The 24,851-nt window shown below is 70.3% G+C and carries 23 protein-coding genes and 1 riboswitch; of the genes, 10 read left to right on the top strand and 13 right to left on the bottom strand.

The features are described from left to right. Positions 1-768 (bottom strand): metallophosphoesterase family protein, encoded by a 768-nt coding sequence (locus AC3EO4_RS01360; RefSeq protein WP_379579550.1) that lies wholly within the window; start codon positions 766-768, stop codon positions 1-3. Between the two features lie 168 nt (positions 769-936). Here AC3EO4_RS01360 and AC3EO4_RS01355 point away from each other — a divergent pair, with 168 nt between their 5' ends. After that, the gene (locus AC3EO4_RS01355) at positions 937-2,691 is read left to right on the top strand and encodes an AMP-dependent synthetase/ligase (RefSeq protein WP_431893084.1); all 1,755 of its coding nucleotides are present in this window, start codon (positions 937-939) and stop codon (positions 2,689-2,691) included. A 109-nt stretch (positions 2,692-2,800) separates the two neighbouring features. Here AC3EO4_RS01355 and AC3EO4_RS01350 read toward each other — a convergent pair whose 3' ends face one another. Genes AC3EO4_RS01350 through AC3EO4_RS01340 form a run of 3 tightly spaced genes read right to left on the bottom strand, consistent with a single transcriptional unit; the run spans position 2,801 to position 5,831 of the window. After that, positions 2,801-3,967: a serine hydrolase domain-containing protein gene (locus tag AC3EO4_RS01350; RefSeq protein ID WP_431893083.1), complete on the bottom strand. Its 1,167-nt coding sequence runs from the start codon at positions 3,965-3,967 to the stop codon at positions 2,801-2,803. Positions 3,968-4,027: 60 nt separating this feature from the next. Further along, entirely contained in the window at positions 4,028-5,239 is a 1,212-nt protein-coding gene (locus AC3EO4_RS01345; protein WP_431893080.1) for an FAD-dependent oxidoreductase, read from the bottom strand. Further along, a complete protein-coding gene (locus AC3EO4_RS01340; protein WP_379579557.1) occupies positions 5,226-5,831 on the bottom strand; it encodes a PadR family transcriptional regulator in 606 nt (201 codons plus the stop codon). Before AC3EO4_RS01340 ends, AC3EO4_RS01345 begins: the two co-directional genes overlap by 14 nt. A 246-nt stretch (positions 5,832-6,077) precedes the next feature. Between AC3EO4_RS01340 and AC3EO4_RS01335 the strand changes: the two genes are divergently transcribed. The 6 genes from AC3EO4_RS01335 to AC3EO4_RS01310 all read left to right on the top strand — a co-directional run bounded on the left by AC3EO4_RS01335 (position 6,078) and on the right by AC3EO4_RS01310 (position 11,113). Beyond that, positions 6,078-7,364 carry an ABC transporter substrate-binding protein gene (locus AC3EO4_RS01335; protein ID WP_431893077.1) on the top strand — a complete coding sequence of 429 codons (1,287 nt, stop codon included), beginning with the start codon at positions 6,078-6,080 and terminating at the stop codon, positions 7,362-7,364. Next, positions 7,364-8,230 carry a carbohydrate ABC transporter permease gene (locus AC3EO4_RS01330; protein WP_379579561.1) on the top strand — a complete coding sequence of 289 codons (867 nt, stop codon included), beginning with the start codon at positions 7,364-7,366 and terminating at the stop codon, positions 8,228-8,230. The genes AC3EO4_RS01335 and AC3EO4_RS01330 overlap by 1 nt, the downstream gene beginning before the upstream one ends. Further along, positions 8,227-9,141, top strand: a complete 915-nt coding sequence (locus tag AC3EO4_RS01325; protein WP_431893072.1) for a carbohydrate ABC transporter permease — start codon at positions 8,227-8,229, stop codon at positions 9,139-9,141. Before AC3EO4_RS01330 ends, AC3EO4_RS01325 begins: the two co-directional genes overlap by 4 nt. A gap of 371 nt (positions 9,142-9,512) precedes the next feature. Continuing rightward, entirely contained in the window at positions 9,513-10,061 is a 549-nt protein-coding gene (locus AC3EO4_RS01320; RefSeq protein ID WP_431893070.1) for a toxin-antitoxin system HicB family antitoxin, read from the top strand. A 57-nt stretch (positions 10,062-10,118) separates the two neighbouring features. Continuing rightward, entirely contained in the window at positions 10,119-10,913 is a 795-nt protein-coding gene (locus tag AC3EO4_RS01315) for a DUF4097 family beta strand repeat-containing protein (RefSeq protein ID WP_431893067.1), read from the top strand. Next, positions 10,910-11,113 carry a hypothetical protein gene (locus AC3EO4_RS01310; RefSeq protein ID WP_379579570.1) on the top strand — a complete coding sequence of 68 codons (204 nt, stop codon included), beginning with the start codon at positions 10,910-10,912 and terminating at the stop codon, positions 11,111-11,113. Before AC3EO4_RS01315 ends, AC3EO4_RS01310 begins: the two co-directional genes overlap by 4 nt. 665 nt (positions 11,114-11,778) lie before the next feature. Here the strand turns inward: AC3EO4_RS01310 and AC3EO4_RS01305 are convergent. After that, complete coding sequence (locus AC3EO4_RS01305) at positions 11,779-12,501, bottom strand: winged helix-turn-helix transcriptional regulator (protein ID WP_431893064.1); 723 nt, start codon at positions 12,499-12,501, stop codon at positions 11,779-11,781. A 160-nt stretch (positions 12,502-12,661) separates the two neighbouring features. Between AC3EO4_RS01305 and AC3EO4_RS01300 the strand changes: the two genes are divergently transcribed. Further along, positions 12,662-14,029: an FAD-binding oxidoreductase gene (locus AC3EO4_RS01300; RefSeq protein WP_431893062.1), complete on the top strand. Its 1,368-nt coding sequence runs from the start codon at positions 12,662-12,664 to the stop codon at positions 14,027-14,029. 120 nt (positions 14,030-14,149) lie between these two features. On the opposite strand, the gene AC3EO4_RS01295 is transcribed toward AC3EO4_RS01300, so the two are convergent. The 4 genes from AC3EO4_RS01295 to AC3EO4_RS01280 all read right to left on the bottom strand — a co-directional run bounded on the left by AC3EO4_RS01295 (position 14,150) and on the right by AC3EO4_RS01280 (position 18,028). Further along, the gene (locus tag AC3EO4_RS01295; RefSeq protein ID WP_379579576.1) at positions 14,150-15,238 is read right to left on the bottom strand and encodes a glycosyltransferase family 4 protein; all 1,089 of its coding nucleotides are present in this window, start codon (positions 15,236-15,238) and stop codon (positions 14,150-14,152) included. A gap of 127 nt (positions 15,239-15,365) precedes the next feature. Next, positions 15,366-16,589 (bottom strand): M48 family metallopeptidase, encoded by a 1,224-nt coding sequence (locus tag AC3EO4_RS01290; protein WP_431893059.1) that lies wholly within the window; start codon positions 16,587-16,589, stop codon positions 15,366-15,368. Then, positions 16,586-17,401 (bottom strand): hypothetical protein, encoded by an 816-nt coding sequence (locus AC3EO4_RS01285; protein ID WP_431893057.1) that lies wholly within the window; start codon positions 17,399-17,401, stop codon positions 16,586-16,588. Before AC3EO4_RS01285 ends, AC3EO4_RS01290 begins: the two co-directional genes overlap by 4 nt. Before the next feature lie 69 nt (positions 17,402-17,470). After that, positions 17,471-18,028 (bottom strand): C40 family peptidase, encoded by a 558-nt coding sequence (locus AC3EO4_RS01280; RefSeq protein ID WP_431893055.1) that lies wholly within the window; start codon positions 18,026-18,028, stop codon positions 17,471-17,473. 22 nt (positions 18,029-18,050) lie between these two features. Further along, positions 18,051-18,193, bottom strand: a riboswitch (cyclic di-AMP (ydaO/yuaA leader). Positions 18,194-18,536: 343 nt separating this feature from the next. On the opposite strand from AC3EO4_RS01280, the gene AC3EO4_RS01275 reads away from it, so the two are divergent. Continuing rightward, a complete protein-coding gene (locus AC3EO4_RS01275) occupies positions 18,537-19,442 on the top strand; it encodes a LysR family transcriptional regulator (RefSeq protein WP_431893053.1) in 906 nt (301 codons plus the stop codon). On the opposite strand, the gene AC3EO4_RS01270 is transcribed toward AC3EO4_RS01275, so the two are convergent. Together AC3EO4_RS01270 and AC3EO4_RS01265 are read right to left on the bottom strand one after the other, a co-directional pair. Continuing rightward, positions 19,406-20,356 carry a C40 family peptidase gene (locus AC3EO4_RS01270; protein ID WP_379579585.1) on the bottom strand — a complete coding sequence of 317 codons (951 nt, stop codon included), beginning with the start codon at positions 20,354-20,356 and terminating at the stop codon, positions 19,406-19,408. The genes AC3EO4_RS01275 and AC3EO4_RS01270 overlap by 37 nt on opposite strands. Before the next feature lie 107 nt (positions 20,357-20,463). Further along, positions 20,464-21,729 (bottom strand): NYN domain-containing protein, encoded by a 1,266-nt coding sequence (locus tag AC3EO4_RS01265; protein WP_431893050.1) that lies wholly within the window; start codon positions 21,727-21,729, stop codon positions 20,464-20,466. Positions 21,730-21,909: 180 nt separating this feature from the next. Here AC3EO4_RS01265 and AC3EO4_RS01260 point away from each other — a divergent pair, with 180 nt between their 5' ends. Continuing rightward, entirely contained in the window at positions 21,910-22,938 is a 1,029-nt protein-coding gene (locus AC3EO4_RS01260; protein ID WP_431893048.1) for a phosphotransferase family protein, read from the top strand. Here the strand turns inward: AC3EO4_RS01260 and AC3EO4_RS01255 are convergent. Together AC3EO4_RS01255 and AC3EO4_RS01250 are read right to left on the bottom strand one after the other, a co-directional pair. Further along, positions 22,933-23,583, bottom strand: coding sequence for a response regulator (locus AC3EO4_RS01255; protein ID WP_431893046.1), 651 nt, complete (start codon positions 23,581-23,583; stop codon positions 22,933-22,935). The two genes, AC3EO4_RS01260 and AC3EO4_RS01255, sit on opposite strands and share 6 nt — an antisense overlap. Continuing rightward, complete coding sequence (locus AC3EO4_RS01250) at positions 23,580-24,746, bottom strand: sensor histidine kinase (RefSeq protein WP_431893044.1); 1,167 nt, start codon at positions 24,744-24,746, stop codon at positions 23,580-23,582. Before AC3EO4_RS01250 ends, AC3EO4_RS01255 begins: the two co-directional genes overlap by 4 nt. Positions 24,747-24,851: the final 105 nt, after the last annotated feature.

Genomic DNA, 24,851 nt, shown 5'->3' with positions numbered 1-24,851 from the left:
TCACCATTCGAGGACGTACGGGACGCCCTTTCCACGGAAATGACCGACGTTCACGCACTCTGTCCTGCCGATCCTGGTACGCGCGTAGAGCGGCTGGTGCACGTGGCCGAACAGCGCGTAGCGGGGCTGGGTCCGCCTGATCGCCTCCAGCGTCGCCTCGCTGCCCCGCTCGTAACGCCTGGCCACCACGTCGTAGAGCAGTTCGGGCACCGCGGGCGGGATGTGACAGCACAGGACGTCCACCTCGCCTACCGCCTCCACCTTGGCGGCGAACTCCTCGTCGGAGATCTCGTACGGCGTGCGGTAGGGGGTGCGAAGCCCGCCGCCGACGAACCCGAACGTGAGCCCGCCGATCTCCACGGTCTGACCGTCGAGCACCTGGAGCCCTGGCTTGAGGTAGTCGCCCCACAGCCTGGGCAGGTCGACGTTGCCGTAGGTGAGGTAGGCAGGCGTCGGCATCGCCTCGAACAGCCGCGCGTACTGGTCCCTGACGATCCGCTCGATGTGCTCGCGCGGGTCGCCGCCGAGTCCCGCCCACAGCTTCGCCGACATCTCCCTGGCCTCGTCGAACCGCTTGGCGGTGCGCAAGGCGATGAACTCGGCCGCGTTCCGCGCGCCGAACAGCTCGGGGAAGATGCCCTGCGCGTGGTCGTCGTAGTCGATGAACAGGATGAGGTCGCCCAGGCAGATCAGCGCGTCGGCGCCGTCGCCCGCGCGGGCCAGCGCGTCGACGCTTCCGTGGACATCGCTCACGACATGCACCCGCATACGGCACACCCTAACGGCGGGGCCCCGTGGCTCGTGCGGCACAGCGCCCGTTGGCTGCTAGCGTGATGAACGCCCTAGATAACGCCTGTGTGACGAGGCTACCCACGCGTAACTTAACGCGGTAGCGTCCTCGGTCGTCCCAGTAGCGTGCACCCGGAGGAGTGATCCGTGCGCGAGTACAGCGTCCCCGTCCTGGTGGATGTCCAGCTAACCGCCAACTGCACCGACACGGTCTTCCGGAGGGGCGAGCAGGAGCCTGGGGCGGTCGTGATGCGCAGGAAGGCCGGCGAGAGCTGGCCGGCGGTCACCGCTCGCGAGTTCCGTGACGAGGTCGCCACGCTCGCCAAGGGCCTCATCGCCGCGGGCATCGAGCCGGGCGACCGCATCGCGCTGATGTCGCGCACGCGCTACGAGTGGACCGTCATCGACTACGCCATCTGGGCGGCCGGCGCGGTCAGCGTGCCGGTCTACGAGACCTCCTCCACCGACCAGGTCGCGTGGATCCTGTCCGACAGCGGCGCCAAGGCCGCCTTCGTCGAGCTCGACGCCCACGAGGAGACCGTCAAGACGGCGCGGCCCGAGCTGGAGAACGTCTGGCGGGTGGAGCAGATCGCCGAGCTCACCGGTCCTGACGTCACCGACGAGACGCTCGAGGCCCGCCGTACCTGCAGGGCGGGCGGCGACCTCGCGACGATCATCTACACCTCGGGCACCACGGGCAGGCCGAAGGGCTGCAGGCTCACCCACGACAATCTGCTGTTCACCTCGATCAACGTGGCCCGCGGGCCGCTGGAGCAGCTGTTCGACGAGCCCGGCAGGGCGGCGCTGCTGTTCCTGCCGCTGGCCCACGTGTTCGCCAGGGTGATCCAGATCGTGCTCGTCGAGACGGGCACCGTCCTCGCCCACACCCCGAACATGAAGAACGTCGCGCCCGACCTGGCCGCCTTCCGGCCGACGTTCCTGCTGGGCGTGCCCAGGGTCTTCGAGAAGGTCTACAACGGCGCGGAGCAGAAGGCCATCTCCGGCGGCAAAGGCAAGATCTTCGCCCGCGCGGCCGACGTGGCCATCGCCTACAGCAAGGCTGAGGCCGCCGGCGGCGCGCCGCTCGGCCTCCGCCTGCGACACAAGCTCTTCGACAAGCTCGTGTACGGCAAGCTCCGTCAGGCCACCGGCGGCCGCCTGACCGCGGCCGTCTCCGGCGGCGGCGCGCTCGGCGAGCGGCTCGGCCACTTCTTCACCGGCGTGGGCATCGAGGTGTTCGAGGGGTACGGCCTGACGGAGACCACCGCGCCCATCTCCGTCAACATGCCGGGCGCCAACAAGATCGGCACCGTCGGCAAGCCGATCCCCGGCGCGAGCGTCAGGATCGACGAGGACGGCGAGATCCTCACCAAGGGCCGCCACGTCTTCCACGGCTACTGGAACAACGACGAGGCCACCGCGGCCGCGATCGACTCCGACGGCTGGTACCACACGGGCGACGTCGGCGAGCTGGACGGCGACGGGTACGTGCTGATCACCGGGCGCAAGAAGGAGCTGCTGGTCACGGCCGCGGGCAAGAACATCGCGCCCGCGCCGCTGGAGGACGCGATCAGGGCGCACCCGCTGATCTCCCAGGCCATGATCGTCGGCGACGGCCGCCCGTTCGCGGCGGCCCTCATCACGCTCGACCCCGAGGCGCTGGCTCAGCGCGGGCTGTCCGCCAAGCAGGCCAAGCAGGACACCGCGATGCTGGCGGAGGTCCAGTCGGCGGTCGACGCGGCCAACGGGAGCGTGTCCAAGGCCGAGCAGATCAAGAAGTTCGTCATCCTCGACGCGGACCTCACGGAGGAGAGCGGCCACCTGACGCCGACCCTCAAGGTCAAGCGCAACCTGGTGATGCGGGACTTCGCCTCCGACATCGACGCCCTGTACACCAGGTGACGGCGACGGCCTCCGCCGCCGGCGCTCTTCGCGAGCGCCGGCGGGATCGGCCTCGGGTCACGTCGGCCGCCATCGCCCCGCGTGCCGCGGGTCACGCCGCCGCGGGCGGCTAGCCCCGGCTGTAGGCCGCCTGGCGCAGCGTGTCGTCGAGCGCCCCGCGGGCGGCGTCCGTCAGGTTCCTGTCATAGGTGACGACCACCGAGATCCCGTTGTCCCACATGGCGAAGAAGGAGCTGAACTGCCGCGGGGTGGTCGCCGACGACTGCCAGCTACCGTGATGGAAGAGGTTGCGGCCCGACGACGTGCGCACCACGAACATCCCCAGCGACGCGGTCGGCTTGCGCGGGTTGGACAGGGCGTCGATGAACCGGTGCGCCGCCGGGCTCAGCAGCCGGGAGCGGGGGTCGTAGGCGCGGGCGAACATCGCGTAGTCGACCGCCGAGATCTCCCAGCCACCGAAGGCGCCCATGGCACGGATGCCTGCGCCGATCCTGGCCTGGGCGGCGCCCCGCGGAGCCAGCGCCATGCGACGGCAGTAGGACTCGTAGGGCTCGCGCGTGACCGCCTGGATGACGAGCCCGAGAACGGCGTAGTTGATGTTGTTGTAGACCTCGCTCCTGGGCATGGTGCTGAGCGGCTGCGCCAGCGCGCGGCGGACGAGGATCCTGTCGGAGGAGGCGGCGTTGGGGATGCCGGCCAGTCCGGCCTGGGAGGGATCGAAGGTGATCCTGCTCGTGTGCCGCAGCAACTGTTCGACGGTGATGTTCCCGACCGCCCTGCTCGCCCATCGCCCGGTCATCTTCCTGAAGCTCGGGGGCAGCGAGTAGAGCGGCGTGTTGAACCGGAGCCTGCCGTCGTCGATGAGCGACATGACGCACACCGCTGTGATCGACTTCGACAGCGAGGCCACGGGGGCGGGCGTCTCGGCCGACATCTCGTTGTAGCCGTAGGAACCGACGAGTTCGTTGTCGCGCATCACGGCGAGGCCGGCGTTGCCGACCCCGTTGGCGGCCATCCATGCGCGAAGGGCGGCGTTGACGCGGTCCTGGACGGCGGATCCCTGGACGGCGGATCCCTGGACGGTGGATCCCTGGACGGCGGATCCCTGGACGGCGGACGCCTGGACGGCGGACCGCGGGAGGGCGGACTGCCGGGCACCGGCGTGGGCCGCCGAGGACAGGCCGATCGCCATCGCCGCCGCGAGGGCGAGCGTCACGAATCGCCTGGCGCGAGCGGTCATCGCGCGGCCTCCCCCGTGCTGCGGATGCTGGTTCATCAGGGTCTCCTGAGCAGAGGGCCTTTCCCCAAGGGATAGCGCCCACCGCCTTCAAGACGCCTACAGCGCGGCGGCGAGGGCGGGGACCGGGGTGTCCCACTCCACGTGGTGGCGTTGCTCAGGACCGAGGGCGCGCTCGGGGGCGAGGAAGGTGCGCGTCGCCAACGGCATCATCAGGCGCATCATCGCGATGGCGAACGGCCCGAGCGCCTTGCTGTTGTTGGTCCTGGACGCCCTGGCGGCGACCTTCTCGACCCTGTCGCGGCGCAGCCGTACGTAGGCGGAGAAGGCGCTGGGCGCGTCGGGCAGGTCGCGCAGGCAACGGGCGAGCTGGACCGCGCTCTCGGCCGCCAGTGACGCGCCCTGCCCCGAGCTGGGCGACGGCGCGTGGACGGAGTCGCCGACCAGCACCATCCTGTCGCTGTGCCAGCGCGGCACGCTCGGCATGATCGCGACCGTGCCGAGCGTGACCAGCGCCTCTTCGCCGGTGTGGCGCAGCAGATCAGGTCCAGGCACGTCGTGGGCGTAGATCTCGCGCAGCCTGCGCAGCCACTCGCCCGCGGGCACCTGCCTCGCCTGGGCCGCCGTCATCGGCGCCTCGTGGGGGAGGTTGGCGAACCAGGCGGTCCTGCCGTCGGGCTGCACCCAGTAGCCGAGGAAGCCGCGCCTGCCGAAGACGAAGGAGGCGGCGTCGGTGCGCGCGGGCAGCGCGATGTCGGCCAGGCCGCCGAAGTTGAGGAGGGGGACGTGGCGCGGGCCCGGCGCGGCGGGGTCGATGAGCGTGCGGACGACGGAGTTGATGCCGTCGGCGCCGACGAGGATGTCGGCGCTCGCGCTGCCCCCGTCGGCGAACCTGGCGGTGACGCCGGTGGGGCTCTCCTCGGCATCGACCAGGCGCCTGCCGTGCTCGATGGGGACGCCCGAGGCGACGGCGTGCTCGTGCACCGCGCGGTACAGGTCGGAGCGCCACATCGCCTGGCTGGGCTCGAGGTCGGCCAGCCCGGAGAACTCGCCGATGCGCCTGCCGGCACCGTCGGTGATCACCGTGCGCGTCACGGGCTGCCCCACGGCCTTGACGGGCGTGTCGGCTCCGACGACCCGTAACGCGTCGAGCCCGTTCGGGGCGATGGTGAGCGTGCCGCCGATGCCGTCCGCGCTGCCCGTGTACGCCTCGTAGACGCTCGCCTCGATGCCCGCGCGGCGCAGTGCCATCGCGGTCACGGGCCCGGCGATGCCGCCGCCGATCACCAACGCTGTCCTAATCGCTGTCATGCTGACTCCCGAAGACCGTGTGCCATGTCGTGATGTAGTCGGGTTGCTGGAGCGACTCGATGAGCCGGGTGACGAAGCGGAGCTCGGCCTCCAGAACGGCGAGCCGATACTCCTCCTCGACGAGGAAGACCCACGCGACGCCGCCGTCGGTCGCCGCGCGCACGCCTTCGCGGATCTCGAGCGTCCGCGCCTCGAGCGCGGCCGTGCGCCGTCGCAGCAGGTCGACCGCCTCGGTGGGGTTGAGGACGCTGAGCAGGGAGAGCGCGGCCCCGAAGTTCGGATACTCCTCGGCGGGCATGGCGACCAGTTCGCGCAGCCAGTCGTAGAGCTCGTGCCTGCCCTCGTCGGTGAGCGCGTAGAGCGTGCGCTCGGGCCGCTCGGTGTCGCGCACCGTCTCCCGCTCGACGATGAAGCCCGCCTTCGCCAGCTGCTTGACCACCATGTACAGCGAGCCCCTGTTGTACTTGAAGCTGCGGTCCTTGTCGGTCTCCTGCAGCCGCCGCCCGAGCTCGTACGGATGCATCGGCTCCATCAACAGGAACGCCAGCACCGCCAACGCCAACGGGTTGGACACCTTGCGACGGTTATCCACCGCTCCTCCTTAGTTGATATCAACTATCCATACCCGGCTAGTTGATGTCAACTATCAATTGATCAGTTCTCCCCCGATCACGCCCGCGCCGACACCGAGCGCCCGGCCGGAGCCCGCCATTCGCTCGCCATTCGCGCGGGCCGACCCCTGTAATCGTTAGGAAAGTTACGTTGACATTCGTGCTGATTCTGTGGAGATTTGCGGGATATCGGGGGAATCTGAGGGTCGGTCAAGGAGGAACCCACCATGACCCAACGACTGCCGATCACCCGCCGAAACCTGCTGCTCGGCGCAGCGGCCTTCGGAGTCCCCGCGATCCTCGCGGGATGCGGCAACCCCAACGATCAACGAACCCCCGGCGCGAGCGGCTCCGCGGCGCGCGGCACGATCACCATCGGATCCAACGCGTCCGACGAGATTCCCAAGAAATCACTCGAAACCGTGATCAAGGCCTTCACGCAGGCCGACGTCAGGATCAACACGGTCGACCACAACACCTTCCAGGAGAACATCAACCGCTACCTGAAGGGCACGCCCGACGACGTGTTCACCTGGTTCGCCGGTTACCGCATGCAGTTCTTCGCCGAGCAAGGGCTCGCCACCGACATCTCGGACGTGTGGCAGGAGATCGGCGCGGACTACACCCCCGCGTTCAAGGCGGCCTCGACCGGCTCGGACGGCAAGCAGTACTTCGTCCCGTTCACCTACTACCCATGGGCGGTCTTCTATCGCAAGAGCCTGTGGGAGGAGAAGGGATACCAGCCGCCCAAGACGCTGGACGAGTTAACCGCGCTGGCCAGGAAGATGAAGACCGACGGGCTCATCCCGATCGCCTTCGCCGACAAGGACGGCTGGCCGGCGATGGGCACCTTCGACATCCTCAACATGCGAACGAACGGCTACGACTTCCACATCTCGCTCATGGCGGGCAAGGAGGCGTGGACCGACCCGAAGGTCAGGCAGGTCTTCGACACCTGGCGGGGCCTCATGGAGTTCCACCAGCCCGCGGCGCTGGGCCGTACCTGGCAGGAGGCCGGGCAGTCGCTCGCCCAGAAGAAGACCGGCATGTACCTGCTGGGCATGTTCGTCGCACAGCAGTTCCCCGAAGCCGATCGCGACGACATCGACTTCTTCACCTTCCCCGAGATCAACCCGCAGTTCGGCACCGACTCCATCGACGCGCCCATCGACGGCTACATGATCTCGGCCAAGGCCAAGAACGTGGACGGAGCCAAGGCGCTGCTCAAGCACTTCGCCCAGGCGACCTCCCAGAACGCGGCCACCAAGCTCGACCCCGGCACGCTGGCCTCCAGCTCCAAGGCCGACACCAGCGGCTACAGCGCGCTGCAGAAACGCGGCGCCGAGCTGGTCTCGCAGGCCACGCACATCGCCCAGTTCCTCGACCGCGACACCAGGCCCGACTTCGCCTCGACCGTGATGATCCCCGCGCTGCAGCGGTTCGTCGGCAAGCCCGACGACATCGACTCGCTGCTCAAGGACATCGAGGCGCAGAAGGCCAACATCTTCCGTTGATGAGCCGCCGCTACTCCCGCAGGGACGTCGCCGTCCTGAGCCTCGGGCTCGGGACGGCCATCCTGGTCAACGTGGCTCTCATCTGGGGACCCACGCTGGCCTCGATCGCGCTGTCGGGCACCGACTGGAACGGCATCTCCGAGCTGCGCTGGATCGGGACGCGCAACTACGGAGACCTGGCGGGCGAGTACCCGCCGTTCTGGTCGGCGGTCCGCAACAACGTGCTGTGGCTGGGCTTCCTCGGCCTGATCGCGACGCCGTTCGGGCTGTTCTGCGCGGTGCTGCTCGACCGGCGGCTGCGGCTGTCGCGGGTCTACCAGAGCGCGCTCTACCTGCCCGTCGTGCTGTCGCTGGCCGTCGTCGGCTTCATCGCGCAGCTCGTCTACTCCTCCGACTACGGCGTGCTGAACGCGGTGACCGGGCTGACCACCGACTGGCTCGGCGACAGCAGCATCAACATCTGGGTCATCATGATCGCCGCGGCCTGGCGGCATGTCGGTTACGTGATGATCATTTACCTGGCCGGGCTGAAGGCGGTCGACCCCGCGCTGAAGGAGGCCGCGGCGATCGACGGGGCCAACGAGGCGCAGTCCTTCTTCCGCGTCGTGTTCCCGACCCTTCGGCCGATCAACGTCATCGTGCTGGTGATCACGGTGATCGAGGCCTTGCGCGCCTTCGACATCGTCTACGCCGTCAACAAGGGCAGGAACGGGCTCGAACTGCTGTCGGTGCTGGTCACCGAGAACATCGTGGGCGAGGCGAGCAGGATCGGGTTCGGCTCGGCCATCGCGGTGATCCTGCTGGTGATCTCGATGGGGTTCATCGTCACCTACCTGACGCAGCTGTTCAAGGAGGACCACAGGTGACGCTGACCGCCGCCCGCCCCGCCGCCGTCGAACCCGCACGCGGGCCGGCCAGGCGCCCCTTCCGTCCGCTGCGCGTGCTGCTGCACGCCTTCCTCGGGCTGGTGGCGCTGGGCTGGCTGCTGCCGCTGCTGCTGGCCGTCTACGCCTCGCTGCGGCCGTACGAGGAGACGGCGGAGCTCGGCTACCTCTCGCTGCCGCGCACGCTCACGCTCGACTACTACACGCAGGGGTGGGACCAGGCCGACCTGCCGAAGTACTACCTCAACACGCTCATCATCGTCGTGCCCGGCGTGATCCTCACGCTGCTGATGGCCTCCTTCACCGCCTTCGCCATCGCGCGGCTGCGCATCCCCGGGCGCAAGGTGCTGCTGGTGGTGTTCACGGCGGGCAACCTGCTGCCGCCACAGGTGCTGATCACACCGCTGTACACGCTGTACACGCTGATCCCACTGCCGTGGTGGCTGTCCGACTCGCTGTCGCTGTACGACTCGTATCTCGGGCTGATCCTCGTGCACGTGGCGTTCCAGTTCGGGTTCTGCGTGTTCGTGCTGGCCAACTTCATGCGGACCATCCCCGAGGAGATCTCCGAGGCGGCGCTCGTGGACGGGGCGAGCGTGTGGCGGCGGTACTGGCAGCTGACGCTCCCGCTGTGCCGTCCCGCGCTCGCGGCGTTGTCGACGCTGCAGTTCACCTGGATGTACAACGACTTCCTGTGGGCGCTGGTGCTGATGTCATCGGGCGACAAGCTGCCGGTGACGTCGGCGCTGAACAACCTACGCGGGCAGTTCTTCACCGACTACAACCTGCTGGCCGCGGGGTCGCTGCTGGTGGCGCTGCCGACGTTGATCGTCTTCCAGCTGCTGCACAAGCAGTTCGTCTCCGGTCTCACCCTGGGCTCCACGAAGGGCTGACCGGACCACCTCCCCGATGGAGGCCGTCGAGCCCGCCCCGGCGCCTGGCCCCCGGGTCTCCCGGGGGCAGGGCCGTACGAAAGGAAGGGGTGTGCGCGGCTCCGACCTGCGGTGCGTCAGCCGGGTCCGGCACCTCCCCCGACAACGCCGGTGGCCGCGACCCGCGCGCTCCGGCCTCCCGGTGGTACGGCGACGCGGTCGAGGTGCGCCCGCACGCCCGCGTCGACGCCTCGGGATCTCCAGCGACAAGGCCGTCAGGCTGCCCGGCTGGACGCCTGAACGCTCGGGGCGCGACTACCTCGACGACGAAGGCCACACTCCTTGACGTCACCCCCCTTGCGGTGACGTCACCTTGATGCCATGATGACGTCATGGATCTGACGCAGTACATCGAGAACCTGCGACGCGAGTTCGGCGACGCGGCCGAGGCCGCGGGCCCCGAGGCCCGCGCCACGGCCGACCGGCTCACCGGGCTGCTCGACTCGGCGCTGCGGCTCACCCTGATCGAGGTGCTCTCCGAGGCCGCCGACGAGTTGACCAGGGAGATCGAACCTGGTGTCGTCGACGTGCGCATCCGCGGCAGGCAGCCGGAGTTCGTGGTGACCATGCCGAGCACCTGGCACGCGGGCCCGTCTGACGCTCCCACGCCGCCCGGCGCGCCCTACCCGCCTTTTCCACCCGCGCCGCCCGAGCCGCCCGTCCCGCCGGGTGACGCCGACCAGGGCACGGCCAGGATGACGCTCCGCCTGCCCGAGGCGCTCAAGGCCCGCATCGAGCGGGCCGCGGCCACCTCGGGCGTCTCGGTCAACGCATGGCTGGTCAAGGCGCTGTCCGGCGCAGTGTCCGGCGCGGCGTCCGAGCCCTCGTCGCAGAGCCGTCCACCCACCGTCGGCCGCCGTATCAGCGGCTGGGTGAGCTGACGCTCTCCTCTCTTTCTCTTTCTCTTCTCACTCTCCGAACACCGATGGAGTTCCGTCATGCCTGTCTTTCCCACGCCCGAGCCCGTCTCCGTCCGCGTCGACTTCCCCGCAGGCCGGCTCCGCGTCATCGCGTCCGAACGCGATGACACCGACGTCGAGGTACGGCCGGCCGACCCCCGCAGCGCGTCCGACGTCGAGTACGCCCAGAACGTCCTCGTCGAGCACGCCGACGGGATGATCACCGTCAAGGCTCCCGAGAGTCCACGACTCAGGAGGACGCCCGCGCTCGACGTCACCATCTCCCTGCCCACCGGCTCCGACCTGCGCGCGACCACGGCCGCGGCCGACGTCACGACCACAGGGCAGCTGGGCGAGGTCAGGGTCAAGTGCGCCTCCGGTGACGTCACCGTGGAGCACGCGGCCAGGTTCGACGTCAAGGCCGCCTCGGGCGACGTCAGTTGTGACGTCATCGACGGCGAGGCGGTTATCGACGCCACCTCGGGGGCCGTCCGGCTCGGCGCGGTCCACGGCACCACCACGGTCGTCACCGCCTCCGGCGACACCGTCATCGGTCACGCGGGCGGCGACGTCGGCAGCCGTAGCGCGTCGGGCGACCTCGTCGTCAGGAGCATCGGGCGCGGCAACGTGACCGCGAAGACCGCCTCCGGTGACGTCACGATCGCGATCGCCGAAGGGTCCGCCGCCTGGCTCGACGTCTCGTCGCTGTCCGGGCGGGTCAAGTCCGAGCTGCGGCAGTCAGGCGAGCCGGCCGAGGGTGTCGGCACCGTCGAGGTGCGCGCGGGCACGCTGAGCGGCGACATCTCCATCGTCAGGGCGGAGGGTTCCCGATGAACGACCAGCTGTTCCAGCTGTACGCCGAGTCCGTGCACCGCGACCGCGTCGCGGAGGCCGAGCGCATGGCCGTCCTGCGCCCGCGTCGCCCGGGCCACCGGGGCGCCGTCCGTCACGCGCTGGCGCTCGGCCTGCACCGCCTGGCCGACTCCATCGACTCATCCCGCCCGACCCACGCCCACCCCTCCCCCTCCCGCTGACCCTCACCGCGCCCTCCCGGTGAGCGTCAGCGGCCCTGCCGGGCCTCACCGCCCCCGCTGAGCGTCATCACCCCTCCGGTGAACGGCGCCGCCCCTTCCCGACAAGCGGCACCACCCCTCCGGTGAGCGCCACCGCCCCGCCCGGCCCGCCGCCCGGGTGCGCGATGAGCCCCACAGCGGAACGTCTTCGCAGGCCACAGCGGGTGAGGAAGGCCTCGTCCAAGCGCGTGCTCCGGACCGGAAGCCCTGGGACGAGCCCGGCGCTCGGCGAAACCTCCGACGCCGAGCTGAGCGTTCCCCCAGCTCATCGAGCTGCCCAAGCCGGGCGCGACCCACAAGGTCAATGCGGTGATCGGCAACGTCGAGTGGGTCGACGGTGTCATCGAGCTCCGCACGCCGGTGAGCGGAAGTGCGCCTCGGCCATCCACGACCCCGAGACCGTCGGCAACCACCCTTACGGCAAGGGCCGGCTGCTCGACATCACCGTGACGGACCCTCGCCGGCTCGACGAACAGGCTCGGCAACGCGTAACGCCCGAGGGCGGGCCACGTCCTGCCTGCCCGTCCGACTACCGCTGACCGCTGCCGAAGACGACGCCGACGTGGAAGCCGAGGCCACGGGCTGACGCCTGTCGGGCCGATCAGGCTGGAGAAGGATCAGGCCGGTCACCGCCAGCCTGACACCGCCATGGAGCCCGCCGAGCTCGCCACGGTATGGGAGACCGGCTTGATGCGGGCGAACATGCTGCGGGCGTTCCAGGTGGGGAAGGCTCGTACGAGCCACGCGGGGCCGTGGAGTTGGATGCGGCGGTCACCGGTGGCTTCGGCCCAGGAGAGTTGGCCGGCATGCCATTTGACGAAGGCTTCGGCTTCCGCCGTGATGTAGAGGTCCTCATCGATGCCGGGGTACACCTTGCAGATCTCGGTGTCTCCGTGCTCGATCAGCAGCCAGAACCGCTCGCGGTGCCGGCGGCCGACGAAGTCGAAGCGGATGACGACGCGTCGATCCGGGAGCCGGTCCCTGCGGAGCGCGTTGCACATCGACCACAGAGCCACGAAGGGATCGAGGTGCTCGGGGGCGATCTCGAGCCAGGCGGCACCCCATTCGCCGAGCGACACGCAGACCTTGAAAAGGTCATGACCCGCGGGCGTGAGCTCATAATGGCGCCCGCGCCCTGCGGGCTTGAGCGCCGACTCGACGATGCCGAACCGTTCGAGCTGCTTGAGCCGTTGCGAGAGCAGGGTACGAGAGAGCCCCGGCGCGCCCGCCAGGATCTCACCGAAGCTTCCGCAGCCCAGGTGCAGGTTGCGGATGATCAGTGGCGTCCAGCGCTCGGCGAAGATCTCGGCCCCACGGGCGATGGGGCAGTACTGGCCATACGTCCGCATGACACCAGTGTCGAACGTCCGCTTTCGGCTGTGAAGTCCAGATTGTTGACTTCACTGCCTCGGTCCACGGTGGTGCGATGGAGCTGTCGCGAGAGGAGGACCGATGACGACACCGACTATTGAGCAAGTCGGCCGCTTGAGCAAGAAGGAGGCGACCGCGATGAAGATCGATGGATTCCGGGGCCGGCTCATCACCGCTGACCACACCGACTACGACACCGCCCGAGCCGTGTGGAACGGTGCCGTCGACCGGCGCCCCCGGGTGATCGCACGATGCGGCGGGACCGCCGACGTGGCCGCGGCCATGCGCTTCGCCCGCGACCACGACCTGGAGATCGCCGTCCGGGGCGGGGGTCACAACGTGGCCGGCACCGCGGCGTGCGACGACGGGATCGTCATCGACCTCTCGGCGATGCGGGCCGTGTGGGTCGACCCCGCCGGCCGCACCGCTCGGGTCCAGGGTGGCGCTCTGTGGGGCGACGTCGACCATGAGACGCAGACCCACGGTCTGGCCACTACCGGCGGCATCGTGAGCCACACCGGGGTCGCCGGGCTCACGCTCGGCGGCGGCATCGGCTTCCTCATGCGCAAACACGGGCTCGCCGTCGACAACCTGCTGGCCGCCGAGGTGGTCACCGCCGAGGGCGGCATCGTCCGGGCGTCCGCGGACGAACACCCTGATCTGTTCTGGGCGCTGCGAGGCGGCGGCGGCAACTTCGGTGTCGTCACCTCGTTCCGCTTCGCGCTGCACCCCGTCGGCCCGACCGTGATGGCCGGACCGGTCTTCTGGGCGGCCGACGACACCGCCGACGTGCTGCGCTTCTACCGGGACTTCACCGCCGCGGCGCCCGACGAGCTCGGCACCGTCGTCAGGCTCGGCACCGTCCCCCCGCTGCCGGTCATCCCCGAGGACCTGCACTATCGGCCGGCCATCGCCGTCGCCTGCTGCTACGCCGGCGCCGTCGAGGACGGCGAACGTGCGGTGCGGGCCCTGCGGCGGTTCGGGACGCCGCTCGTGGACCTGCTCGCCCCCACCCCATACGTGGCCCACCAGAGCGGCCTGGACGACTCCGTCCCCCACGGGTGGCACTACTACTGGAAGGCCACGAACCTCGCGGGCCTCTCCGACGGGGCCATCGACACCATCGCCGATCACGCCTACACCGCAGGCTCACCCCGGACATACGCGGCGATGTTCCACATGGGCGGCGCCGTCGCACGGGTCCCCGACGACGCTACCGCCTACACCGGTCGCGACGTGGAACGCAACATCGTCATCGACGCCGTGTGGCTCCCCGACGAGTCCGGGGAGCGGGCCGCGGCCGAGACCGCCTGGGCCCGGGGGTTCCTTGAGGCCCTTCAGCCGCACCGCGCCGGCGTCTACGTCAACTTCCTGGATTCCGACGACGACTCAAGCCGCGTGCGGGAAGCCTACGGCGATCACACCTACCGGCGACTCGCCGAGGTCAAGGCCAAGTACGACCCCGACAACGCCTTCCACCACAACAAGAACATCCACCCCGGTTGAGCGGTGGCCGGCGGCGATGCTGAGGGCAGCCGGTCGGTCTCGGTTGCCCTCAGACGGCGTGCCCAGGAGGCCCGTGGTTCACCGTGAGCGGCATGAGGGCCGGCGGCATCGCGCACGCGGTCACAGGAGGGTGTGGAAGCGGGCGGCGACGTGCTCCCAGTCCCATTCGCCCGACACCCACTCCCTGCCCCGCTCGCCCATCTTCCGTGCCCGTTCGGGATCCGCCAGCAGGTCGATCAGCGCGCCCGCCACCTCGTCCACCGACCTGCCGTCCACGACGAGCCCGGTCTCGCCGTGCCGTACCGCGTCGGGAGCCCCGCCGGACGCCCCCGCGACGACGGGCAGCCCGGTCGCGGACGCCTCGAGGAACACGATCCCCAGCCCCTCGACGTCGATCCCGCCGAGCCGTGTCCTGCACGGCATGGCGAAGACGTCGCCCACCGCGTAGTACGAAGGAAGCAGCGAAGAAGGCACGATCCCGGTGAACCGTACCGACTGGCCGAGGGGCGCCGCCATGCGGATGAGGCGCCGGCGGTCGGGCCCGCCGCCGACGATGAGGAGCACCGCGGAGGGGACGGCCCGCAACACCAGAGGCCACGCCCTGATCAGCTGGTCCTGCCCTTTGCGGGGGACGAGCCTCGACACGCACACCGCGACCGGCCTGCCGTCGAGCCCGAGCGAGCGTCGCAGGTCGGCGGCTTCCACCGACGGGTGGAAGAGGACCGGGTCGACGCCCGGCGCGAGCCGGACGAGCTTGGCGGCGGGCACCACGCCCGCGAGCCTGGCGTGGGTGTAGGACCCCAGGTAGGTCACCACGTCCGCGTGGTCACCGATCCGCCGCATCAGCGGGCGGAACAGCGGCGAGGACTCGTGCCCGTGGGTGAGCATGACGATCCTGCGCGCGCCCGCGGCGCGCAGGCGGGGCGCGAGGAGCCCGAGCGGGGCAGCCGCGCCGAAGACGACGGTGTCGGCGCGATGGTCGGCCACGAGCCCTGCCGCCCTTCGCGCCGCGGCCACCGTGGGGAGCATGAGCGAGGTGGGATGCCTGACGACGGGGTACGGCTGCCGCCGGTCGAACTCCTCGCAGCCGCGCCATCGTGAGGCGTAGACGAGGACGGAGGGGGTCCGGAGCGCGAGCCCGTGCACGAACGACTGGATGCCGCCCGGCCGGGGCGGGAAGTCGTTCGTGACGATGAGGACCCGGGTCATGGGCGCCCCCGGACCGTGGTCGCGGGACGGGCCGCGGTCACAGGGAGGGCCGTGGTCGCGGGACGGGCCGCGGCCACGGAGAGAGCCATGATCGCGGGACGGGCCGCGGTCATGGGCAGGCCCGTGCTCACGGGATGTTCATGAGCTCCCATGAGCGGGCCATGGCGATGCGCTGTGGTGCGGTCGGGTGCGAGGCATAGAGCACATATTCCACGACATCCGGCGACAAGTCCGAAATGTTGGTAATGGCAAGCCGCTTTTGCATGGAGATGAACGTCTCAGGGTCACGGGTGAGGTCGAGCGCGTGCAGGTCGGCTCTGGCCTCGACGTGACGGCTGACGACGTTCTGGGCGGGCCCCGACAGCACGGTCGCCAGCGAGAGGAATCCCATGACGGCGCCCACCGCCAGCGGATCCGAGAGCGGCCGCCGCCACAGCGGGGCCACACAGAACAGCAGCACCGCCCCGAAGGCCGCGCCGAGCCCGCCCACCAGCGTGCCGTGGAGCACGTCGTTGTACTTGGCGTGTCCCAGCTCGTGCGCGATGATCAGCTCCACCTCCTTCTCCGGCGCGGCAAGCAGCGTGTCGTAGACGACGATCCTGCGCGTCGCGCCGAACCCGGACACGTAGGCGTTGAGCGCGGTGGTCCTGCGGGAGGCGTCGGCGACGAGCACATCCTCGACGGGCACGTCGGCCCGCTCGGCCAGGTCGAGCAGCCGGGTGCGCAGCTGTCCCGCGGGCATCGGGGTGAAGTCGTTGAAGAGCGGCTCGAAGACGACGGGGTAGATGAAGGAGGCCCCCACCGTCAGCACGAACGCTCCGGCGGCCGCGGGCACCCACCACCGCTTGAAGCGCCTGGCCAGGCCGACGATCGCCAGCACCATGACGGACAGCAGCACGACGCGCACGCCGATGGACTTCAACCTGTCGCCCGTCCAGCTCCCCCAGTTCTGGGTGGAGAGCCCGAAGGCGCGCAGCTCGGTCTCGAACCACATGCCGAGCGGCCAGCGCAGCAGCTCGACGACGGCGGTCAGCACGACGACACCGAGGACGACCCGCAGCCACCACGGCCCTCTGAGCCTGCCGAGCAGGCGCGCGCCGAGTGGCGTGGCCACGAGCAGTCCCGCGAACACGACGGTCAGCCCGAGTGACAGGTAGGCCGGCACGCTGGTGGCCGCGTCGAAGGCTCGGGCTCGGGCGATCTCGGCGGCGGTGAAGTCCCGCGCGGGATCGGGCGGTACGGAGGGCGCACCCCGCAGGAGGTCCCACGGCGTGGTGAACGCCACGACCGCGAGGATCGCCGCCCCGAGCACCACCAGCGCGATGCCCGCCTGCCGGTCCAGCCGCCTCATCCGTTTCCCTTCGCGCCGGTCAGCTCGTCCCGGACATACTCCCGCCAACGTGTGACGAGCGCGCGGACCGACAGGCCCAGCGGCTCCAGCGCGTGGTCGAGATCCTGTCCGGCAGCCCGATGGTAGAGGTCGACGAGCGCATGCTCGCCGTACACGGTGGCGACCAGCCGGCAGGCCAGCCACGCCTCCTGGTAGACCTGCGCGAGTCGCGGCGAGCCCGGCGCGAAGTCGGCGTCGGCGGGCAGCGCGGAAGGGAGCAGTCCCGCGCGCGCCTCGGCCGCCAGCTCCGCCGCCGCCACCCGCGTGGGGAGGCCCGAGCGCAGGTAGCCGACGTAGTCGGCGAAGCCCTCCCGCAGCCACACGGGCCGTCCTTCGGTGCCGGCGGCCACGTGGGTGAGCTCGTGGGCGAGGACGACGTCGCGGCCGACGGGCGTCAGCCGCGCGAACGCGCCGGGCAGGACGATCACCCGTCCCTGCGAGGCCAGCGCGGCCAGTCCTTCCACGGCTCCCGTGCCCGCGAGCGCGGCGGCCTCCGCGGAGGTCCTGGGCACCAGCACCAACGGCCGTACGGCGCGCCGCAGGACGGCGGAGACGGTGAGCGCGGCCGCGTCGGCTCTGGAGGCGAGGTCGCGGAGGAGCGCGGCCTCGGTGTCGTGGCCCACGACGAGCGAGCGCGTGCCGTACGCCACGGTGACGCCGGCCGCCCACAGCCCTCTGGCCTCGGGCGGCAGCCGACGCCCCGCCGACCCCGCCACCGTGCAGATCGCGGGGCAGGCCAGCGCGGCCGCCAGCAGCGTTCTGCGGGTCACCACGGCTGCGATGCTAGCCCGGACAGGCCAGAACCCCGTCCGAGGGGGGTGGACGGGGTTCTGGACGTCCGGCTAGGCGCCGGGGCGGACCGCGCCGGCGAAGGAGGCCTTGCGCCAGCCGCTGAGCTTCTCGATCCGCACGGTCTTGCCTGTGCTCGGCGAGTGGATCATCCGGCCGTGGCCGACGAACATGCCCACGTGGCCTTTCCCGCGGAAGAACATCAGGTCACCTGGCTTGAGGTTGCTCCATGTGACCTTCTTCCTGATGCGCGAGTACTGGCTGTACGTCACGCGCGGGATCTTGATGCCGGCCTTGGCCCAGGCGTACTGGACCAGTCCTGAGCAGTCGAAGGCACCCGGTCCCGTGCCGCCGAAGCGATACGGGTCGCCGACCTGCTTCTTCGCCATGGCGACGGCCTTGGCGGCCTTCACCTTCTGCCGAGCGGCCTTGGTCTGCTGCTTCGCCTTGGACGTCGACGCCGCGGCCGTCTGCGCGGTGCTCACCGTCTTCAGGGTGCTCACCGCCTCAGCGGTCACGGTCGCCTGTGCCGTGGGTGCGTGGAGGACGACTCCTCCCATCGCCGCCACGACGCCGCTCAGGGCAAGGCAGGACAGACGGGTTTTCTTCAAGGGGGTAGACAGAACGTCTCCTCGGGACTTCCACGAATGCCTACCGGGTTAGCTGACGGGTTCGGGCGTGGAAGTCGCCCTTCCGGCCCGAAGGCCGGATTCACCCCAGGTACGTGGGTCCCCGGCTCCGTGCTCCATGCCGCACGGATTCGGCAGGTCGACCGCGCACGCCTCTCAGCGGCCTCGGCGCGGCGACCAGCGGATCTTTTGCGCGCACACCGGCCACTTCGCGGGCCGGTGGACGTTGCCGGCGCCATGGCTTGGTCGCCGCGATGCGAGAAGGTACCTGGATGCCCAACGGCAGGCAAAGCCGAAGTAAAGATGTCAAGATCACCGACCGGCACTTGTCAGGACCGGATCCGCTGCTCCACAGAGCCCTTCGTCGGGCGAAAGTGACCCTTGTCACACTTGTACCGATGACGACTTGTCAGGTCCCATTTGTCACATATGTCACACCAGTAACATGAGCCGGAAGCGAGAGCTTACGCCCTACCCATAAGCTCTCGGCATGCTTGATACGTGGTCGCTTCGCGTGCTGCTGGAGGTCGGACGGCGCGGCTCCTTCTCGGGAGCGGCCGAGGCCCTGTCGATGACCCAGCCGGCCGTCTCGAGACAGATCGCCACCCTCGAACGCCGCACCGGCGTCACGCTCTTCCACCGCCGTCCGAGAGGCGTCCAGCCCACCGAGGCGGGCCTGGCGGCCATCGAGCAGGCCGAGGCCGTGCTCAACGGGATGAGCCTGTTCGAGACCAGGTTGCGGGCCTTCACCACGGCCGAGGCCGGCACGGTCAGGGTCGCGGCCTTCCCCAGCGCGGCCACCTGGTTCGTCCCCGAGAGCTTCCGCCGTTTCGCCGCTGCCCGCCCCGCCGTCGAACTCTCCCTCACCGTCGGCGGGGAGGGCTTGATGGAAGGCGCGATCGACGTCGACCTGCGCACCTCATGGGACGCCGCTCCCGAACCCGGGCTCGAGGTGCTCGACCTGTTCGAGGACGAGCTGCTGGTCGCCCTGCCCGCCGAGCACCCGCTGGCGGCGGCCGAGCGCGTACGGCTGGCCGACCTGGCCGACGAGCCGTGGATCGACGGCACCCACCCCGACTGCCTGGGCCCCATCGCGGAGCTGGCGGCCGCGATGGGCCGCGCGCCGAGGATCAGCCACCTGTGCGACGACTGGAACGGCCGCCAGGGTCTGGTGGCGGCTGGGGTCGGGGCGATGCTCTACCCGTCGATCGCGGGCAGGGCCGTACGCGCCGACATCAGGCTGGTGGAGCCCTCGCCGCGGCTGCCCGCCAGGCGGATCAGCGCCGTCTTCCTGCCTGCGCGTGGACGCCCGCCCGCGGTGAGCGCCTATCTGGAGGTGTTGCGCGAGATGGGCGAGGCCTACGGGCGGATGGCGCCGACGAGCCGCCTGCCGTAGGCGGACAGGGGGACGACCTTCACCACGTCACCCGTCTGGGGGGCGTGCACGATCTTGCCGTCGCCCGCGTAGATGCTCACGTGCCCGAGGCCCTCGCTGAAGATGAGGTCGCCGGGCTGCAGGGCGTCGAGCGAGACCCTGCGCTTGGCGCCCCACGCCCACTGCTCCCACGTCGTCCGCGGCAGCGACACGCCGCCCGCCCGCCACGAGGCCTGGGTCAGGCCCGAGCAGTCCCAGCCGCCGGGCCCGGTCCCGCCGTACTGGTAGGGCTTGCCGACCTGGGCGAAGGCGAAGCTGAGCACGGAGGCCGCGTTGCCGGAGGCCGAACCGGTGTACTTGATGCCGGTGCTGTTCGGGTTGCCGACCTTGTAGGCGCCGAGCTTGCGCAGCAGCTTCTCCTGCTCCTTGATCAGCTCGAGGACCTTGTCCTTCTCCGACTTGACCTCGTCGCGCAGCTTGTCCGCCTCGGTGAGCGCGCCCTTGGCCTGCTCCTTGTCGGCCTTGAGCTGGCGGTTCTCCTGGTCGAAGACGGCGAGCACCTGCGCCCGCTCGTTCGTCATCTGGTCCATGAGCGCCATGCTGCCGAGGGTCGCCGTGGGGTCGGCGTCGCTCAGCATCGTGGTCCACGAGGTCATGTCGGCGCCCTGGTAGGCGTTGACCGCCATGCCGACGACCTCGGCCCGCAGGCCGGCCACCTTGGCCACCTTGCTCTTGTACCGGTTGTTGAGGCCGGTGAAGGTCTTCTTGGCCTTCTTGTACTTCTCGGTGGCGGTGTTGTACTTGTCGACGACCTTGTCGGCCTTGTCGTTGAGCTTCTCGAGCTTGGCCTTCGCCTGCGCGATCGTCGGTTTGGGATCGGCGACCGCGCCGTCCAGAGGCAGGAGAAGAGCCCCGATCACGAGACCCGCAGCCACCGGTACCCGGCCAAACCTCACAGCGACACGCCTCCCAGTGATCACGCCTGGGGCGAAATAGTACAGAAGCGTCGCCTAGCAGCTCAAAATGTCGCCCAATTTGTGACCTAGGCCCGGCCAAGACGGCGCAGGAGCAGCGCCGACTGCACGGGGCGCGCGCCCATCCTGCGCACCGACTCGGCCACCTCGCGGTCGGAGGAGACCACCGCGATCGCCCTGCCCTGCGGCTCGGCCCTGACGAGCTGGCGGATCAGGTCGTCGGCGATCTCGCCGGGCGCGCTGAACATCACCCGCACCCCGCGCGGCGCCACGACCTGCACCGGCGCGTTGAGCTCCGCGCCGTCGAAGACCACGGTCACCTCGACCCTGGTCTGCGCGACCAGGCCGCCGAGGCCGGTCATCAGCCGGTTGCGCTGGTCGGCGAGCGTGAGCGTGCCGTACCCGGTCTTGGTCACGTTGTAGCCGTCGATGATCAGGTGCACCTGCGGCAGTGCCAGCAGCTGGTCGAGCAGCTGCGGGTCGTCGTCGGCCAGCGCTCTGGCGGGCACTCCCCGCACGGTGGGCACGCCGGGGGCGACGGCGGCGACCGAGTCGGCGGGCCTGCTGATCGTGGTGGGCAGGGCCAGCTCCCTGCGCAGCCCCGCGGAGGCGTCCTGGAGCGCGTCGAGCAGCACTCTGATCCTGCTGTCCTCGACGCTGCGGCCCTCGCGGGCGGCCCTGCGTGAGGCTTCGAGCTGCCGCTCGACGTCGGCCAGGCGCTCCTTCAACCGCCGCAGCTCCGACTCGCCGGCGCTGCCCGCCGTGGACGCGGCCAGCTTGGCCTCCTCAGCGGCATGCGCCATCTCGTCGGCGCGCCGGTCGGCGGCTTTGAGCCGCTCCCTGGCGTCGTGGAGCTTGCGGCGCAGGTCGGAGTTCTCGGCCCTGGATGCCTTGAGCTGCTCGCGCAGCCGTTCGCCCTCTTCCTTCGCGGCGGTCTTCTGGGCGGCCAGCTGCTCGCGCAGCCGCGTGACCGTCGCCTCCTGGGCCGAGCCCTCGGCCGCGACCGCCGACTGCTCCAGGTCGACTCGCGCCATCTCCACCATTTCCGCCCACCCGGGCGGCCTGGTCAGATAGGCTGCCGCCGCGACCAGCACGGGGTCAGCGGCGGGTGGCGCATTGCCCTCGGCCAGCGACGCGACCAGTTCGGGCCAGCCCTTCTCGATCGACTCGGCGACGGCCTCGCGGAACTTCTTGTCGTTCTCCAGCTGGGCGGCGATGGGGGCGCTACCGAGTTTGGCGCGTTTGCGCGGGTCGAACTTCGCGATGCCGCGCAGCGGCGGTGGGACGGCAGTGGCCGGCATCGTGCCGAGCAGCTGCGCCGCCAAGTCCACCACGTTGAGCCGCACCTGCTCAGGGAGTGGACGAGACAGGCCTTCACCGGCTGAGCTCATCCCACTGCCTCTCAACTGACCCTTCGCGATTGTCCTACTCACCAAGGGTAAGGCTGTCACGCACATGTCCGTGTCGTGACTCACATATGGACAAGCGCTTGGTTGGAGATGTACGACAGGGGCGTGACCGAGCCGATGCGTACCTCCACCAGGGATCTCGATGACCTGCGCGAGCGGCTGAGCGCCTGGCTGGGCGACGACGTCTCCCAGCTGTCGCGCCCGTCCGCCAACGGGATGTCCAGCGAGACGCTGTTCTTCACCGCGGGGACGAGCAGGTGCGTGGCCCGCCTCGCGCCCGCCCACGAGGCGGTGCCCGTCTTCCCCACCTACGACCTCGGCACGCAGTTCGAGGTGATGCGGCTGGCCAGGGAGCGGGCGGGGGTGCCCGCGCCGAGGACCCTGCGGTTCGAACCGTCGGCCGAGCCGCTCGGCACGCCGTTCTTCGTGATGGAGCGGGAGGAGGGCGAGGTGCCGCCCGACGTGCCGCCGTACACCTTCGAGGGCTGGCTGCTGGAGGCCGAGCCCGGCGACCGGCGGCGGCTGCAGGACGCCACGGTCGCCGTCGCCGCGAGATTGCACGGCACCGAGTTCAGCGACGCCGAGCTGGCGCCGCTCGGCGGGCGCGGGCTGCGGGCCCACGTCGACGCCCAGCGCGCCTACTACGAGTGGATGCGCGGGCCGACGCGTATCCCGCTGCTGGAGCGGGCCTTCGGCTGGCTGGAGGACCACTGGCCGGACGAGCCAGGTCCCGACGTGCTCACCTGGGGCGACGCCAGGATCGGGAACGTGATGTACAGGGACTACACCCCTGTGGCGGTGCTCGACTGGGAGATGGCGGCGGTGGGTCCGCGTGAGCTCGACCTGGCCTGGATGATCTTCCTTCACCGCTTCTTCCAGGATCTCGCCGAGGTGTTCGAACTGCGGGGACTGCCGGACTTCATGCGCCGCGCCGACGTCTGCGCCGTCTACCGCGACCTTACCGGCCACCAGCCGCGCGACATGGACTTCTACGAGGCGTACGCCGCGCTCAGGCACGGGATCGTCATGGCCCGTGTCTGGCAGCGCCGTATCCACTTCGGCGAGCAGCCCGCGCCCGACGACCCCGACGACCTGATACTGCACCGCGCCCTGCTGGAGCGGATGTTGTCATGACTCCGAGTCGTGGACCAGCAGCGCGATCTGCACCCTGTTGTTGAGGCCCAGCTTGGTCAGGATGCGCGAGACGTGCGCCTTGACGGTCGCGACACTCATGTAGAGCTCGCCGCCGATCTCGGCGTTGGACCTGCCCTGCCCGACCGCCACCGCCACCTCGCGCTCGCGCTCGCTCAGCCGCGCCAGCAGGACGCGCGCGGAGTCCCTGCGCCCGCCCGCCCCGCCGTCGGCCACGTGCGAGATGAGCTGCCTGGTGACGGCGGGCGACAGGATCGGCTCGCCCGACGCGACCCTGCGGATGGCGGCGACCAGGTCCACGGGCGGGATGTCCTTCAGCAGGAACCCCGCCGCGCCGGCCCGCAGCGCCCGCAGCACCTGCGCGTCGGCGTGGAAGGTGGTCAGCACCACCACCTCGGGCGAGCCCGTCGTGGCGCGCAGCACCTCCGTCGCCGACAGCCCGTCGACGCGCGGCATGCGGATGTCCATGAGCACCACGTCGGGGCGGTGCTGGGCGACCATCTTCGGCACCTGGTCTCCGTCGGCGGCCTCTCCCACCACCTCGATGTCGCCCGTGCCGCCGAGGATCATCGACAGCCCCGCCCTGACGAGCGCGTCGTCGTCGACGATCAGCACGCGAATCTTCATGTCTGCCACGGCAACCATGCTTCCAGAACGAAATCACCCTCAGGGGTACGGCGATGCTCCAGCCGTCCGCCCGCCAGCTCGGCCCGCTCGGCCAGCCCGATCAGACCCGTGCCCGTGCCCGGGATGGCGGACGGCCAGCCGATCTTGTTGCGCACCGCGATGGTCAGCCCCTCGCCCCGCCCGCCCTCCACACCGACCCTGACGAGCGCGCCAGGGGCGTGCTTGCGGGCGTTGGTGAGCGCCTCCTGGACGATCCGGTAGGCGGTGCGGCCGAGGCTCTCCGGCGCCTGCTCGACGTCCAGCCGGAGCTCCACTTCCATGCCCGCCTCCCGCGACTCCTCCACCAGGCTCGGCAGGTCTGCCAGCGTGGGCTGCGGCCGCTCGGGCAGGAGCTCCCCCTGCTCGCCAGGCTGGCGCAGCACGCCGATGACCTCGCGCAGATCCTGCAGCGCCTGGTGGGCGCTCTCCCTGATCGCGCCCGCCGCCTTGGCGATCTGCTCGGCCGGCGCGTCGGGCCTGAACTCCAGCGCGCCCGCGTGCAGGCTGAGGATGGAGATCCGGTGGGCGAGCACGTCGTGCATCTCGCGGGCGATGCGCTCACGTTCGAGCCGTCTGGCCTCGCGCCCCGCCACCTTCGCCTGCTCCCTGAGCGAGTAGACCAGCTGCCGCCTCGACCTGACCACGACCCCCCAGCCGAACACCAGCAGCACGATCAGGACCATGACGCCCGCCGTCCACAGGGGACCGAGCTCGTCGGGCCGCCACCAGGCCAGCGGGAAGACCGTGAGGAGGTTGAGCCCGAGGACGATGCCGGAGATCTTGAAGGGGCGGTGCACGGCGACGGTGAACAGCGCCAACGCCGCCCCGCCCCCCACCATGACGAAGACGGCCGACAGCAGCGTCAGCACGACGGACAGCGTGACCGGCCACCGGCGGCGCAGCCACACCGACGCGCACGCGAGCGCGCCGAACACCTGCTCGCTGATCCGCAACGGCCTGGCCAGGCCGTCCAGGTCGGGCAGCGTCAGCACCGCCAGCCCGCAGGCGGCCACGAAGACGACGATGTCGACGATCCAGTCTCGGGTCGAGCGGCGCACAGGCCGTCCCTCGTCGGGATCGCCGAGCAGGACCGAAGGCAGCAGCCACCGGTACTCCAACTTCATGGTCCCTCACGTTAGGTGCTCCCTTCGGCACGACGACAGCGACCAAAGTCGATGCCGTTCTCAACCTCCGGACGACGCCCCGGCCCCCGTCCGAGCCGGAGGCTT

The sequence above is a fragment of the Nonomuraea sp. bgisy101 genome (genome assembly GCF_057708945.1).
The sequence above is the reverse complement of the archived record's forward strand: the minus strand, read 5'-3'. Positions and strand labels throughout refer to the sequence as shown.

Coding starts and splice junctions, on each gene's coding strand:
- AC3EO4_RS01360 (WP_379579550.1), bottom strand. CDS start 768: ATGCGGGTGCATGTCGTGAGCGATGTCCACGGAAGCGTCGACGCGCTG.
- AC3EO4_RS01350 (WP_431893083.1), bottom strand. CDS start 3,967: ATGAACCAGCATCCGCAGCACGGGGGAGGCCGCGCGATGACCGCTCGC.
- AC3EO4_RS01345 (WP_431893080.1), bottom strand. CDS start 5,239: ATGACAGCGATTAGGACAGCGTTGGTGATCGGCGGCGGCATCGCCGGG.
- AC3EO4_RS01335 (WP_431893077.1), top strand. CDS start 6,078: ATGACCCAACGACTGCCGATCACCCGCCGAAACCTGCTGCTCGGCGCA.
- AC3EO4_RS01330 (WP_379579561.1), top strand. CDS start 7,364: ATGAGCCGCCGCTACTCCCGCAGGGACGTCGCCGTCCTGAGCCTCGGG.
- AC3EO4_RS01320 (WP_431893070.1), top strand. CDS start 9,513: ATGGATCTGACGCAGTACATCGAGAACCTGCGACGCGAGTTCGGCGAC.
- AC3EO4_RS01315 (WP_431893067.1), top strand. CDS start 10,119: ATGCCTGTCTTTCCCACGCCCGAGCCCGTCTCCGTCCGCGTCGACTTC.
- AC3EO4_RS01310 (WP_379579570.1), top strand. CDS start 10,910: ATGAACGACCAGCTGTTCCAGCTGTACGCCGAGTCCGTGCACCGCGAC.
- AC3EO4_RS01305 (WP_431893064.1), bottom strand. CDS start 12,501: ATGCGGACGTATGGCCAGTACTGCCCCATCGCCCGTGGGGCCGAGATC.
- AC3EO4_RS01300 (WP_431893062.1), top strand. CDS start 12,662: ATGAAGATCGATGGATTCCGGGGCCGGCTCATCACCGCTGACCACACC.
- AC3EO4_RS01295 (WP_379579576.1), bottom strand. CDS start 15,238: ATGACCCGGGTCCTCATCGTCACGAACGACTTCCCGCCCCGGCCGGGC.
- AC3EO4_RS01290 (WP_431893059.1), bottom strand. CDS start 16,589: ATGAGGCGGCTGGACCGGCAGGCGGGCATCGCGCTGGTGGTGCTCGGG.
- AC3EO4_RS01275 (WP_431893053.1), top strand. CDS start 18,537: ATGCTTGATACGTGGTCGCTTCGCGTGCTGCTGGAGGTCGGACGGCGC.
- AC3EO4_RS01255 (WP_431893046.1), bottom strand. CDS start 23,583: ATGAAGATTCGCGTGCTGATCGTCGACGACGACGCGCTCGTCAGGGCG.
- AC3EO4_RS01250 (WP_431893044.1), bottom strand. CDS start 24,746: ATGAAGTTGGAGTACCGGTGGCTGCTGCCTTCGGTCCTGCTCGGCGAT.